The organism is Winogradskyella sp. KYW1333, from assembly GCF_003335675.1.
Lineage (GTDB): Bacteria > Bacteroidota > Bacteroidia > Flavobacteriales > Flavobacteriaceae > Winogradskyella.
The window spans coordinates 58,356-73,022 of sequence record NZ_QPHL01000016.1 but is presented as its reverse complement, the minus strand read 5'-3'; the positions used below and the strand labels follow the sequence as shown (position 1 = coordinate 73,022).

The following is a 14,667-nucleotide window of genomic DNA, read 5'->3' as shown; positions in this document are numbered from 1 at the left end:
TTAAAATCTAAAGGTTTTGTTAAATTCGTGTTGTGTCAGAACCATTAATAACCATATTAACACCCTTCAAGAATACCGAATCATTTATTGAGGAATGCGTCCAATCTATTATTAATCAGAGCTATACAAATTGGGAAGCAATTTTTGTAGACGATAATTCTACTGACAAGTCATTCAAAATTATGGAGACCTTTACTCTCAAAGAAAAAAGAATCAAACTTTTAAGTAATGAAGGTTCAGGTATAATTGAAGCCTTAAGAACCGCATATAATGCGAGTTCTGGACAATACATCACAAGGATGGACAGTGATGATATAATGGCCAACAGTCGTCTAGAATACATGCTTGATGACCTTATTTTATATGGTAGAAAACACCTTTCAATTGGTTTAGTAAAATACTTTAGGGATGATGGCATTAGTGATGGTTATGCCAAATATGAAACATGGATTAATGGTCTAACTAAAGTAGGACAAAATTATTCTGAAATCTATAAGGAGTGTGTTGTGCCCTCACCTTGCTGGATGTTGCATAAGGAGGATTTTAATAATTGCGGAGGGTTTTCACCTAATCTTTATCCTGAAGATTACGACCTTACATTCAGGTTTTATAAGGCTGGTTATACTTGTATTCCTTGTAATGAGGTTTTGTTACACTGGCGAGATTATAGCACAAGAACTTCAAGAACACATGAGCATTATGCTCAAAATTATTTCTTAGACATAAAAGTTCGTTATTTTCTAGAATTAGATTATGACAAATCAAGACCATTAACTATTTGGGGAGCTGGATCTAAAGGGAAAACTGTCGCACAACTTCTAATTAAGAATAGCATCCCATTTCATTGGATATGTGATAATCCAAAAAAAATTGGAAAACACATCTATAACAAAAAGATGCTGAAGTTTGAATATTTAAAAGAACTTACTAATCCGCAAAGCATTGTTACGGTTGCTAACGAAGAGGCGCAAAATGAGATACGCTCTTACTTTTCAAAGCAGAAAATGACCTCAATGTCAGATTATTTCTTTTTCTGTTAAATTTCTCAAAAGTGACTCACAGTTATCATTGAGCATTTTCTATATTTGACAGTACAACTTTGGCTTAAAAACGAATGCAGTTTAAACATCCGGAATTACTATACGCTTTATTTTTACTGGTTATTCCAATTCTCATTCATTTATTTCAACTTCGACGTTTTCAAAAGGTAGAATTTACTAACGTAAAATTTTTAAAAGCCGTCAAATTACAAACTCGCAAAAGTTCTCAACTTAAAAAATGGTTAACCCTGTTAACTAGAATGCTATTAATAGCATCTGCAATTATTGCATTTGCCCAGCCTTTTATACCAAAAACAGAAAATTTCAATGAATTGCAAGAAACTGTTATCTATTTAGATAATTCATTTAGTATGGAAGCACAAGGTAGAAACGGTAGCTTACTAAATGAGGCTATACAAGATCTTATAAATTCAGTATCTGAAGACGAAAAAATCAGTGTTTTTACTAATGATAATGTATTTACTAATACAAGTATTAAGGCCATTAAAAATGACTTGATTAATCTATCGTTTTCTAATAATCAAATTAATTACGATGCTGTTATCTTAAAAGGAAAACAAATGTTTTCTAAGAATACTAATGCAGAAAAAAATCTGGTTCTAGTTTCAGATTTTCAACAAGGAACCAAGGCTCTTGACATCGAGAAAGACAGCATAGTAGACATATCATTGGTACAACCTAAATCAAATCTAGTCGCAAATGTTAGTATTGACAGTGTTTATGTTGCCAATACAAATGCAGAAACCTTAAATTTAAACGTAAAACTCACAAACTATGGAGAACCAGTTGAAAGTATAAGTATATCATTGTACAACAATAATGAGTTATTAGCAAAGAACTCTGCAAACATTGAAAATGAGGCCGAAGCCACATTTACTATTTCAAATAACACTGAATTAAATGGTAAATTAATTATTGAAGATGCTGGCTTGCAATACGACAACGTCCTTTACTTTAATATTGGTAAGAAACCCAAAATTAGAGTGCTGGCCATAAACAATAAATCGAGTGATAATTTCTTAAAACGCATATATACCAATGATGAATTTGATTTCAATTCATACAATATCAATGCACTTAATTTTAATTTAATAAATGACCAAAATTTGGTTGTATTAAATGAACTAGAATCTATTTCATCGGCTTTAGTATCAGCTCTAAATGCATTTAAAAAAGATGGAGGAAACATATTAACTATACCATCAAATAACATTTCACTAAATTATTATAATCAATTATTTAACATAAATAATTTGTCTAATTTTGTCGATGGCATCTATTCTACAAAAAGAGTCACCTCTATTAATTATGACCATCCTTTGCTATTGAACTCTTTTTATACCAAAGTGACTAATTTTCAATACCCACGTGTCAACTCGTCGTTTAGATTTTCATCAAATACAGGTGGTGTGTTATCTTATGATGATGGCTCTATATTTTTGCAAGGTAAAAATGGTAGTTATGCTTTTGCTTCAGCCATAAATGTCGACAATTCAAACTTTCAAAACTCTCCTTTAATTGTTCCTGTTTTATACAATATTGGTTTACAAAGTCTTGAATTACCAAAATTGTTTTATACCATAGGCAGGCCTAACTCAATTGCTATAAAAGCCGTATTAGGACAAGATGACATTTTAAGTCTTCATGCAAACGATGGGTCTGTTATTCCTTCTCAAAAAACATATAGCAAATCTGTTGTATTGGAAACCCAAGAATATCCTGAAAATGACGGTATTTATACCATAAAGAACGATGATGAAAATTTGCAAAATATAAGTTTTAATTACGGCAGGGAGGAGAGCAATATCAATTATTTAAATATTAATTCCCTAAACAATATAAATACAGAAACCAGCTTGTCTAAAACAATAAATGCGATAAAAAGTAATGCAAATGTTAATGCGCTATGGAAATGGTTTGTTATTTTTGCGCTAGTATTTCTGCTTTTAGAGATACTTATTTTAAAATATCTTAAATGAACGCACTCATAAAATCTGCAACTATCGTTGATTCTAAAAGTGATTTTCACAATGAGACAGTCGATATTTTAATTGAAAAAGGTCGTATCGCTGAGATTTGCAAAAGAATTTCTAATCCCAATAATTACAGAGAAATTAAACTAGACAACCTTCACGTTTCACAGGGCTGGTTTGATAGTAGTGTCTCATTTGGAGAACCAGGATTTGAAGAAAGAGAAACCATTGACAATGGTCTTAAAACAGCCTCAAAATCTGGATTCACAGCTGTAGCATTAAATGCTAATTCTTTTCCTGTAATTGATAACTACGCAGACATTTCATTTGTTAAATCTAAAGCATTCAACAATGCTACTCAGCTTATACCAATTGGAGCATTGACTAAGGAGAGTAAAGGAATAGAACTTGCTGAATTGTTCGACATGAGCAATGCAGGCGCAGTAGCATTTTATGACTACCAAAAGCCTATTTCTAATCCTAACTTAGCCAAAATTGCAATGCAATATGCAAGTAATTTTAATGGTTTAATCTGTTCGTTTCCACAGGAAAATAAGATTACTGGGTCAGGAGTTGTAAACGAGCATGTCAATAGTACTAAACTCGGTCTTAAGGGCAATCCAAATCTAGCTGAAGATTTACAGGTCGCAAGGGATTTATTTTTATTAGAATACACAGAAGGTAAACTTCATATACCCACAATATCTACTGCAAAATCAGTTGACTTAATAAGACAAGCCAAGGCAAAGAAACTTGATGTCAGCTGTAGTGTAGCCATACATAATCTTATTTACACCGATGATGTATTATCGGATTTTGATACTAATTTTAAGGTTTTACCTCCTTTAAGAACTCAGAATGATTGTAAAGCATTAATTGAAGGTTTAAAGGATGGCACTATTGATATGGTTACTGCAGATCACAATCCAATTGATATTGAAGACAAAAAAGTAGAGTTCGATTATGCTAAATATGGTACTATCGGTTTAGAATCTTCATTTGGAGCGCTTCAAACAATTTTCACAACCAAAAAAGCTATTGGTCTTCTTACGCAGGGAAAATCGAGATTTGGTGTTGATGAAAATACGATTAATGTAGGTAACGATGCAGAATTAACACTATTCAATCCTGATGTTAATTACCAGTTTTCTGTTTCTAACATACTATCAAAATCAAAAAACAGTGCTTTTATTGGCCAAAACCTAAAAGGGATGGCTTACGGTATTGTAGCAAATAAAAAAATCGTCTTACTTTAATGAATCAGAATTCTGCTAAGGAAGGCAAAGGCCTAAGTATTATTGCTTATATCACCATTATTGGTGTGCTGATTGCTTTTTTTATGAATCAAGAAAAGAAAAACTCATTTACTTTTTTTCATATTAGACAAAGTCTAGGTCTTTGGTTAATGTATTTCATTTTTGGATATGTAGTAAGCGGATTTGATAGTTGGATGCTCACCTACTCTTTTTGGATATTTTTTGCTGTTTTATTTCTATATGGATTACTAGGTGCCATTTCTGGAAAGGCAAATAGCATCCCTTTTCTCGGTGATTTTTTTCAAAAGCTTTTTAAGTCATTAGGTAATTAATTATGAGTGATTTATTTTACGTAAAACGTCCTTCATCATTACAATCTAATGCTCCTTTGGTAATCATGTGTCATGGTTATGGAAGTGATGAAAATGATTTGTTTTCCTTTGCTCAAGAATTGCCAGAAGAACTTTTCATTATTTCCTTGAGAGCTCCTTATAGAATGCAACCTTTTGGGAACGCATGGTATGCCATAAATTTTGATGCAGTACAAGGCAAATGGAGCAATAATGAACAAGCCAAAGAATCGGTTAATTTAATTGCGGAATTTATCGATTATGCCTGCACTATTTATCCCGTTGACAAAAACAACGTCACATTATTAGGTTTTAGCCAAGGCACAATTTTAAGCTATGCTGTCACCTTAAATTATCCAACAAAAGTAAAAAACGTTATTGCGTTAAGTGGTTATATAAATAATGATATTATTCCAGACAAACTGGATACAGAAAATTTTAAACATTTAAATTTCTATTGCTCACATGGTACAGTAGACCAGGTAATCCCTGTAGATTGGGCTAGAAAAACCCCTGCTTTTTTAAAGGCTTTAAACATTAACCATGTTTATTCAGAATATCCGGTTGGACATGGAGTTGCTCCGCAAAATTTTCATGATTTTAAAGACTGGCTAAAGAAATATATTTAATAATTCATTGGATACATAAAGTATTCAACGAGATTATATTTTAATTCATTGTTTTCATTAATTTCATAATTCACAAAAATCTCACCCCAATTTTCTGTATCGGTAAAATCTGCAATAATCCATTTGTGATTAAGTATTCTCACTTTATTGATTACCATTTTTGAATCTGTCATGGATACATATGGAACAATTGGGTGATCTTCACCTTTGTAATTGTTCATGCTATATAAACCATCAACTATTGCTGGAATGAGTTCTTCAGTATTATAGCCTTTATCTTCAAAAAATGTCAAAGCATCTTCATTTCCATTAATAATGAAATGATTTAACTCAAAATTCTGCTCTTCTAATTCATTAGATTTCTGCTCCAGTTCAGTAATATTGGCCTTAAAGGTTTGTATATCTTTTTCGTATTTATCAATAATATTTTTTGAATTAACATATTGAAATACAATAAGTAATACAGAAAATAAAAACAAGTACATAAAAATTCTATTCTTCATTATTAGATTTGTATTTGTAGATTATCGTATGCTAAAAAAACGTTTTTGGGAAGTTTTTGTTGTACATCATCATGAAATCCCATATGATGACTGATATGTGTTAAATATGCACGTTTAGGTTTAACCTCCGCAATAAATTCTAAGGCTTCCTCTAAATTAAAATGTGAGATATGTGGCTCTTCACGTAATGCGTTAACGACAAGAACTTCTAAATTCTTTAATTTTTTCATCTCCTTTTTTGATATAGTTTTCATATCGGTGAGATATGCAAAATCGCTAAATCTAAATCCGAAAACTTGTAATTTATAGTGCAAACCATCTATTGGCCAAACATCCAAGTTACCTGCTCTAAAAGCACTATTGGATATCTCATGTTTTATAACACTTGGCACACCAGGATATTTCTTTTCGGAAGTGAATATATAGTCAAATCGCTTTTCTAGTGCTTTAAAAACTCTTTTATTAGCGTATAGTGAAATATCGCCTTGCCTAAAAAAGAATGGTCTAATATCATCTAATCCCATCGTATGGTCTGCATGCTCATGTGTAAATATTATGCCATCTATACGATTCACTTTAGCATTTAGCATTTGCTGTCTAAAATCAGGCCCGCAATCCACAACAAAAATGTAATCATCCCACTCTACCAATATAGAAACTCGTAATCGTTTATCTTTTGGATTTTTGCTTAAGCAAACAGGATGTTCACTTCCGATAATGGGTATTCCTTGCGACGTACCAGTACCTAAAAATGTTATTGTCAAGACTGTTAAGTTTATAACAAAAATAAGCTTATTTTTTTGTATACCACCGTAAAATAGTACCTTTACGGCATTAAGAAGAACCCAAATTCTATGGAAGACATAAGGTACAAAGGTGACTTTGAGATAGAAAATATACCTTCATTAAAGGACAAAGCCCTACGAATAAACCTTAACAAAGATATTTATGGAACATTCGCAGAGATTGGTGCAGGCCAAGAAACTGTGCGTCAGTTCTTTAGAGCAGGTGGAGCTTCTGGCACCATTGCAAAGACAATGTCAGCATATGATAAGGACTTTAGTGATGCTATTTATGGTATTGAAGACGATAAGCGTTATGTAACCGAAGCTAGGTTAAGAAAAATGCTTAATCATGAGGTAAATCTTATTGAACAACGTATAGGAAGAGAAAAGCAACCAAACAAAATATTCTTTTCATATGCTAATACAGTTGCAACAATTGATTTTGCAAAGAAATATAAAGGCCACGGATGGGTAGGGATTAAATACCAGGTAGCACCAGACCAAGATTACAATGATATTGTGTTGCATATTAGATTTAAAGAAAACGATGCAAGACTACAACAAGAGACCTTAGGTAAATTAGGAACTAACCTCATTTACGGTGCTTTCTATAAATACAATCAACCCCGTAAATTATTACGCTATTTATATGACCATTTAGACAAAGATCAATTAGAAATTGATACCATTAATTTTTCTGGTCCGGTTTTCGAAGATGTAGATAACAGATTAATGAGTCTTCAACTCGTTAAAAATGGAATGACCGATGCAGTAATGTTTGCACCAGATGGTAATAATGTTCTACCAGCAAGAGTACTTTACAAAAAAAATATACTTGCATTAAGAGGAAGCTTCAGGCCTGTAACAAAGGTGAATATGGATATGTTTGAAAAATCACATGAAATGTTCATTAAAGAAAACAAGGTTGATAAAGAAAAGACGCAAGTAATTTTTGAAATCACCCTTTCAAACCTTAGGGCTGAAGGTGAAATAGACGAGCAAGATTTTATGGATAGAGCTCGGCTACTGTGTTCTCTAGGTCAGACTGTTTTGATATCCAACTTTCAAGAATATTATAGACTGGTTGAATATTTCTCTCAATATACTAGAAATAGAATGGGTCTAGCAATGGGTGTAAACAATCTCATTGATATTTTTGATGAAAAATACTACCGTCACCTAAGTGGTGGTATATTAGAAGCTTTTGGTAAGCTTTTCTACAAAGATCTACGCGTTTACCTATATCCTATGGAAAATGAAGATGGAAGCTTAACAAATAGTGAAAATCTTAAGGTTCATCCACGGATGAAAGAATTATACAAATTCTTTAAGTACAATGGAAAAGTGGTAGATATTCATGATTATGATCCATCCATATTAAGAGTTTTCTCTCGAGAAGTTTTAAAGAAAATCACTAGTGGTGATGATGGTTGGGAAGAGATGCTACCAGAAGGTGTTGCTAAACTTATCAAAGAGAAGTCGTTATTTGGTTGTGAAACTGAAGAAGTTTTAAGGTAATCCCATTTTTTTATTCTTACGATAAATTGCATATTAGTTGAGGACTAATGATTGCTGTAATGCAGTTTCGGCTATAATTACTTATTTTGTCCAAAAATTCAATAATCACTGCTAACATGAATCAACTATTCAAAACTCTTCTTTCCATCGTAGTTATATTCTTAATTTTTTTCTCATGTAAAGAAAAACTGAAAGAAAAAAAATTTAATACAAAAGAGCTAACTGAAATTGGATCAAAAAATGAAGGGTGGAGTTTGGTATGGTTAGACGAATTCGATTCGGATACTATAGATTCAAATAATTGGAATCTTCAAGTTCTAAAAGCCGGTCAATTCAATGATGAGTGGCAACGATACACAGATAGCAATGAAAATGCATTTATTGAAAATGGAAATTTGGTCATAAAGGCTTTACATGAAAGTGATACTCATGGTATAGACCAATATTCTTCAGCAAGGCTTAATACGGCAAACAAGCAATCTTGGAAATACGGTAAAATCGAAGCTCGTATAAAACTTCCAAAAGGCAAAGGAATATGGCCTGCATTCTGGATGTTGGGAGGGAATATAGATGAAAATGGAGGTGATACTCCATGGCCACAATGTGGTGAAATAGATATTCTAGAGCTATACGGTACTAAACACGATGCCGTTGTCGAGGCTAATTTACATTATGCTGATCAGTCAAATTCTCATGCAATGATGGGAGCAAAATCCTATAAATTAGATAAGGGAATTTTTGCAGATGATTTTCACATATTTGCTTTAGAATGGGATGATAAAAATATCAAATGGCTTGTAGACGGTTATCAATATGCAATCACCTCTATTTCTGAGGCAGAACGCTCAGAATTCCATAAAGATTTTTTTATCCTTCTTAATCTAGCTGTTGGTGGTACGTACGCAGGACGACCAGATACCTCTACTCCATTTCCACAGTTAATGTATGTAGATTGGGTAAAAGTTTATCAAAATAACCAAAGTAGCTAAGCTCTGTTTATTATAATTCACTGACCTCAATGACATATATTCTAAAAAACAAAACCATTGAACTCCATATTGATGACCCTTCGGAAAATTATAATTTTTCTCGTTTTGACTGGAGCGGTAAAATCAAAAAACTAATTTTTAAAGGTACTTGTGTAACAGGTGATGAAAAGACAGACGCAAAGGAAATTCCAAATTATGGGAGAGGATTTTACAATGAATTTGGAATAAATAAACCTGTAGGTTATCAAAACCTTGAACTGAATGATTGGTTTCATAAAATTGGAGTTGGACTTTTAAGAAAGGAGGAGTCAGATTATTTTTTCATGAAAAAATACAATATTAAACCAGCAAGATTTTCGTTGAATGCTAATTCTGAAACACTTCAAATTAAATGCCAATCTCAATCACATAATGGCTATGCGTATATACTCGAAAAAGAAATAAAACTATTAAAAAGTGGATTTGAAATTAATTATACTCTCAAAAACACTGGAGAAAAATCCATTATTACAGATGAATATGCACATAACTTCATATCAATAAATAGAGCCTTGATTAATGAAGATTATGACTTGATTTTTAATTTCAATATCAATCCTGACACCTTCAATGAAACTGTTAATCCTGAAAATGTAGTCAAAGTCTCCAACAATCAAATATCTTTTAATAGCACTCCCAAAAGTGATTTTTTCTTCAGTAATATGACTGGAGGAAAAAGAGTTAAAGCACAGTGGAAATTAGTAAATAAAAGAAATAAGATCTGCATATCGGAGAAAGGTGATTTTGAAACTAACTCAATTAATCTCTGGGGTTGTCGTCATGTAATAAGTCCAGAATTATTTATTGATATTAATCTTAAACCAGATAATACCAAGAAATGGTCAAGAACATATATACTATATAATTTAAGTTAAACTTCATAATTTTTGGTTTAATAATAGATTATTACCTTAGACGATATTTTGGCGTAAGCCATTTTAAATTACTAACTAACTCTTACCAACTAAAATGAATAATCAATCTTTATATACCATACGTATTGCTCTTATTGTAGCATTAGGAGGTTTCTTAATGGGTTTTGATGCATCTGTAATTTCTGGTGTTAACAAATTCATTCAAATAGATTTCAATTTAACAGATATTGAACTAGGTTTCTCCGTAAGTTCATTAACCATTATAGCTGCCTTAGCAATGATGATTTCAGGACCTTTAAGCGATCGTTTTGGTAGAAGGATTATGCTAAAGGTTTGTGCAATAGTATTTACAATTTCTGCCGTTGGTTCAGCCCTGGCGTCAGATTTTTCACTTTTCTTGATTTTTAGAATGCTTGGTGGTTTTGGCGTTGGAGCATCATTAATTTTAGCGCCAATGTATATTGCTGAGATTGCACCACCAGCACAAAGAGGTAGACTTGTATCTTTCAATCAATTAAATATTGTACTTGGTATAACCATTGCGTTTTTTAGCAATTACTATATTTTATCACTTGGTGATTCTGATGCAAGTTGGGTACAATCTCTAGGGATAGCAGAAAATAATTGGCGTTGGATGTTAGGTGTAGAAGCCCTTCCTGCAGTTCTTTACTTTTTTGGGCTATTAACTGTTCCTAGAAGCCCTAGATGGTTGGTTATGAAAAATCATTTAGTTGAGGCAAAAGGCGTACTACAAAAGTTTTATACAGATGAACAAGCGGAAAAGGATATGGTAGCTATACAAGATTCATTAGAAACTGATAAGAATAAAAAGAAAGTATCAGTAATGGAAATCTTTAAACCTGCCATGAGACTAGTTATCACCATAGGTTTAGTTGTAGGTATTCTCCAGCAAATAACAGGTATAAATTCTGTCTTTTTCTATGCACCGATGATATTTGAACAATCTGGTATTGGCACTGATGCGTCATTCATACAAGCCATACTAGTTGGAGTAAGCAATTTGGTCTTTACAATTTTAGCAATGCTATTAATTGATAAACTTGGGCGTAAACCATTACTTACATTTGGCGTTGCCGGAATTGGTGTTTTTATGGTGTTATTAGCCTTTGGGTTTAATTCAGCAACATATTCATTAGATAGTGAAAAAATAAACCAATTATCAAATACAGAATTAAGAGAAGAATTATCTGTTCTTGCTGGGAAATCCTTTAAAAATGATGTCGCCTATAAAAATGAACTAAAATCACTTTTAGGACCAGAAAGAGCAAAACAAAATGAGTCTGAATTAATTACTGCCGCAATTAGTATGAACCCATCTCTTATCCTTATAGGTATCCTAGGCTTTGTAGCATGCTTTGCAATTTCACTTGGGCCTGTTATGTGGGTGCTTTTTTCAGAGTTATTCCCATTGAGAATCAGAGGTGTGGCAATTTCATTCGTTGGATTCGTAAATTCTGCTGTTTCAGCAGGAGTCCAATTTATTTTCCCATGGGAATTGTCTACCATAGGCAGTTCAATGACCTTTTTGATTTATGGTCTTTTTGCCTTTGCTAGTCTAATATTTATTATTAGAGTAATTCCAGAAACAAAAGGTAAATCCTTAGAAGAACTAGAAGCTCAATTGGTAAAATAGCTTGTTAAAATTTAATATTACATCAATGTTCTAGTCGACTAGAATTTGAGCTGTATGACCTTTGGTTTTAACTTTAGTGATTACATCTTCTATGATCCCCTTTTCATCTATGACAAAAGTAGTTCTATGGATGCCATCATATTCCTTACCCATGAACTTTTTTGGTCCCCAAACACCGAAAGCATTTATGACTACCTTTTCCTCGTCTGCTAGTAGAGGATATTGAAATCCATATTTAGTTTTAAAGTTAGATTGACGCTTAGCACTATCAGCACTCACACCTAATATTTCATAGCCTTGCGCCTTAAACCTATCGTAATTATCGTTAAGATTACAGGCCTCGGCAGTACATCCTGGTGTACTAGCCTTTGGATAAAAGAAAACTACAAGTTTTTTACCTTGGTAATCTGCTAGTGATATTGTATTTCCTTGTTCGTCTTTTGCCTTGAAACTAGGTGCCTTATCACCTATTTTTAAGTTCGTCATAATGCTTAATTTTATTTTTGTAAAAATACGATGCATAACAAAATATTGAAAACCTAGGTTTGTTATTAATAAGTTAAATTATACTATAGATTCGAATAAATCTTTCCATTTTAACATTATATTCTCTTTTGAATACCTTTGAATATTATTATATGCCATATCCCCAAATTCAGACCTTAGTTTATCATCCTCAATTAATCTTATAATCGACGTAGCGAGAACATTAGTGTCATTTGGAGGGACCAATAGGCCATCAATACCATCACTTATTATTTCACTAGGTCCATATTTACAATCGAATGAAATTACAGGAATTCCAAAAGACATGGCCTCTAGAAGTATTAGTGGAAAACCCTCTAGTCGTGAACTACAAACATATATTGATGAATTTAAATAAATACTTTCGATATTCTTAGTGGGCATTTGAACTTCAACAGAGTTATTTATTCCAAGCTTATCAATTTGTTTTTTAAGCTCATTATCAGTCGCTTTAACACCAACTATCTTAAGTCGCCAATCTGGATATTTTAAAGTAACTATACTCCAACTTTTCAACAACATATCAAAACCTTTAATCGGATCTGATCTTCCAATAGCTAAAACAATTTTTTTGTCTAATCTAGCCTTTCTTCTGTCATCATTAATCGTCAATGGATTTTCGATTACAATTAAATTATTTAGATTTTTCCAATCTGCCCTATGTGCATCTGAAAGTATCACAAATTTGTCATACTTATGGCCTGCTAAATTGAGTAAGAATATTTTTAAAGTATTACCAAAGCTTATTTTAAGATTACCACTAAGTCTTTTTAAATTTCTTTCTTTTGTATCATGACGTTGATATATATATTTAAATCTTGAATTTGTAAAATAAGGTAAATAAAGACTAAAGAAATTACTCTCCACAGGCATCACTATAGTTGGATTTATCTTATTAAGTATTTTATTTAAAAGTTTAAGTTTTTGAAAAGTGTGTTTAACCCCATTTCTTTTTCTGTTAATAAAATGTAGATTAACCTTGCAATTTAAATCATAAAAAAAAGTAATTTCTTTAGGACTTTGTTGTAATAATATAAAATCTATATCATAACCATAATTACTAATAAAATAATTTGCTTGTAGAGTTACCATTCTAATAATACCTGAAGTACCATTTAAAGTGTTTATGATATAAGCTAATTTCATAATAACTATAGGTTTCAAAGATATATCCATCATTTATTACGAAATTATTTATTAGATTAAAGGCTTTATAAATCCGTCCTAAAAATTAAAATATAGTTTTAAAGCATGAATAAACAAGAAAAGGTACAATTTGTTATAAATACGTTAAATGAATTATACCCAGAAATTCCTATTCCTTTAGACCACAAAGACCCATATACGCTTTTAATTGCAGTACTAATGTCAGCACAAAGCACAGATGTACGTGTTAACCAAATCACGCCCTTGTTGTTTGAACGTGCAGACAACCCCTATGATATGATTAAATTAAGTATTGAGGAAATACGCGAAATTATAAAACCAGTTGGTCTATCTCCAATGAAAAGTAAAGGAATATATGGCTTATCTCATATTCTAATTGATAAGCACAATGGTAAAGTACCTAAAACCTATGAAGAGCTTGAAGCATTGCCAGCTGTAGGCCACAAAACGGCGGCTGTTGTACTTTCACAAGCCTTTGGCATACCTGCTTTTCCTGTTGATACTCATATTCATAGATTGATGTATCGTTGGAATTTAACCAATGGTAAAAATGTTGTACAGACGGAGAAAGATGCAAAACGTTTATTCCCAAAGGAACTATGGAACGACCTTCACCTTCAAATAATATGGTATGGTCGTGAATATTCTCCGGCTAGAGGTTGGGATTTAGAAAAAGACATTATTACGAAAACAATTGGCCGACAGTCCGTAATTAAAGATTATTATAAAAATAAAAAGTAGTGGCAGTGGTATAGTTATTGATGCTTTTTCATCAAACTAACTTTCCATGAAAAAATTTGTTCTATTCATATTTTTAACTGCTATTATCACATCTTGCATTCCTACTAAAATTGCACCACGGTTTAAAAATGAAGATTATAAGGTAATGCAAGCGAAAAAATTTGAGCGGAAACTACCCAGAGAGACTTCCTTTATCTTCAAGGATCCTAAAGATGCAGATGAATTTTATCAATTCATAAATATCAAGTTAAATCTACAGCACAAAGACGTGGGATACAATTCCCCTTTTCAACTGGATGGAGCGACTTACTATCTATCTTACAAAGAAGTGGGCAAGGAAGACAGAACTTTAAATATAGGATTGGCAGCTGTAGATCTTGTTCTCAGCGAAAAAGCTGGGTTTAGAGTTTTTGACGAGAATTATGATAGTAGAAAAGGCCACTGGTACATCCTTATAACGGTATATGATGAAAAGGTTAGCAATTGCTTATTAAATAAGCACTCTAAAAGACAAGATATTCTTCAATATTTAAAATCATTAAAAAAAGAATATTTAGATACGCACAACTACGAAGAGTTATTATTCACAAAAAAATCCTGAT

At 32.1% G+C, this 14,667-nt stretch carries 15 protein-coding genes; 11 read left to right on the top strand and 4 right to left on the bottom strand.

Going from position 1 to position 14,667, the window contains the following annotated elements; all coding sequences use genetic code 11:
- Nucleotides 1–32 precede the first annotated feature (32 nt).
- From DUZ96_RS07970 to DUZ96_RS07950, 5 genes are all read left to right on the top strand, one after another.
- Nucleotides 33–1,040 (top strand): glycosyltransferase family 2 protein, encoded by a 1,008-nt coding sequence (locus DUZ96_RS07970; RefSeq protein WP_114301415.1) that lies wholly within the window; start codon nucleotides 33–35, stop codon nucleotides 1,038–1,040.
- Nucleotides 1,041–1,114: 74 nt separating this feature from the next.
- A complete protein-coding gene (locus DUZ96_RS07965; protein ID WP_114301414.1) occupies nucleotides 1,115–3,040 on the top strand; it encodes a BatA domain-containing protein in 1,926 nt (641 codons plus the stop codon).
- Complete coding sequence (locus tag DUZ96_RS07960) at nucleotides 3,037–4,290, top strand: dihydroorotase family protein (protein ID WP_114301413.1); 1,254 nt, start codon at nucleotides 3,037–3,039, stop codon at nucleotides 4,288–4,290. The genes DUZ96_RS07965 and DUZ96_RS07960 overlap by 4 nt, the downstream gene beginning before the upstream one ends.
- Nucleotides 4,290–4,622, top strand: a complete 333-nt coding sequence (locus DUZ96_RS07955; protein WP_114301412.1) for a hypothetical protein — start codon at nucleotides 4,290–4,292, stop codon at nucleotides 4,620–4,622. Before DUZ96_RS07960 ends, DUZ96_RS07955 begins: the two co-directional genes overlap by 1 nt.
- Before the next feature lie 2 nt (nucleotides 4,623–4,624).
- Nucleotides 4,625–5,269: an alpha/beta hydrolase gene (locus DUZ96_RS07950; RefSeq protein ID WP_114301411.1), complete on the top strand. Its 645-nt coding sequence runs from the start codon at nucleotides 4,625–4,627 to the stop codon at nucleotides 5,267–5,269.
- Here the strand turns inward: DUZ96_RS07950 and DUZ96_RS07945 are convergent.
- A complete protein-coding gene (locus DUZ96_RS07945) occupies nucleotides 5,266–5,772 on the bottom strand; it encodes a hydrolase (RefSeq protein WP_258774348.1) in 507 nt (168 codons plus the stop codon). The genes DUZ96_RS07950 and DUZ96_RS07945 overlap by 4 nt on opposite strands.
- Before the next feature lie 2 nt (nucleotides 5,773–5,774).
- Nucleotides 5,775–6,536 carry an MBL fold metallo-hydrolase gene (locus DUZ96_RS07940; RefSeq protein WP_114301410.1) on the bottom strand — a complete coding sequence of 254 codons (762 nt, stop codon included), beginning with the start codon at nucleotides 6,534–6,536 and terminating at the stop codon, nucleotides 5,775–5,777.
- Between the two features lie 90 nt (nucleotides 6,537–6,626).
- Here DUZ96_RS07940 and DUZ96_RS07935 point away from each other — a divergent pair, with 90 nt between their 5' ends.
- The 4 genes from DUZ96_RS07935 (at nucleotide 6,627) to DUZ96_RS07920 (ending at nucleotide 11,632) form a co-directional block, all read left to right on the top strand.
- Complete coding sequence (locus tag DUZ96_RS07935; RefSeq protein ID WP_114301409.1) at nucleotides 6,627–8,075, top strand: TonB-dependent receptor; 1,449 nt, start codon at nucleotides 6,627–6,629, stop codon at nucleotides 8,073–8,075.
- Between the two features lie 116 nt (nucleotides 8,076–8,191).
- On the top strand, nucleotides 8,192–9,064 hold the full coding sequence (locus DUZ96_RS07930) for a family 16 glycosylhydrolase (RefSeq protein WP_114301408.1): 873 nt from the start codon (nucleotides 8,192–8,194) through the stop codon (nucleotides 9,062–9,064).
- Nucleotides 9,065–9,093: 29 nt separating this feature from the next.
- Nucleotides 9,094–9,978, top strand: a complete 885-nt coding sequence (locus DUZ96_RS07925; RefSeq protein WP_114301407.1) for a hypothetical protein — start codon at nucleotides 9,094–9,096, stop codon at nucleotides 9,976–9,978.
- A gap of 94 nt (nucleotides 9,979–10,072) precedes the next feature.
- Nucleotides 10,073–11,632: a sugar porter family MFS transporter gene (locus tag DUZ96_RS07920; RefSeq protein ID WP_114301406.1), complete on the top strand. Its 1,560-nt coding sequence runs from the start codon at nucleotides 10,073–10,075 to the stop codon at nucleotides 11,630–11,632.
- 30 nt (nucleotides 11,633–11,662) lie between these two features.
- On the opposite strand, the gene bcp is transcribed toward DUZ96_RS07920, so the two are convergent.
- Nucleotides 11,663–12,118 (bottom strand): thioredoxin-dependent thiol peroxidase, encoded by a 456-nt coding sequence (gene bcp / locus DUZ96_RS07915; RefSeq protein ID WP_114301405.1) that lies wholly within the window; start codon nucleotides 12,116–12,118, stop codon nucleotides 11,663–11,665.
- 78 nt (nucleotides 12,119–12,196) lie between these two features.
- Entirely contained in the window at nucleotides 12,197–13,303 is a 1,107-nt protein-coding gene (locus DUZ96_RS07910; protein WP_181855253.1) for a glycosyltransferase family 4 protein, read from the bottom strand.
- 105 nt (nucleotides 13,304–13,408) lie between these two features.
- On the opposite strand from DUZ96_RS07910, the gene nth reads away from it, so the two are divergent.
- Nucleotides 13,409–14,065 (top strand): endonuclease III, encoded by a 657-nt coding sequence (nth, locus tag DUZ96_RS07905; protein ID WP_114301403.1) that lies wholly within the window; start codon nucleotides 13,409–13,411, stop codon nucleotides 14,063–14,065.
- A gap of 46 nt (nucleotides 14,066–14,111) precedes the next feature.
- Entirely contained in the window at nucleotides 14,112–14,666 is a 555-nt protein-coding gene (locus DUZ96_RS07900) for a hypothetical protein (RefSeq protein WP_114301402.1), read from the top strand.
- The last annotated feature ends 1 nt before the right edge of the window (nucleotide 14,667 follow it).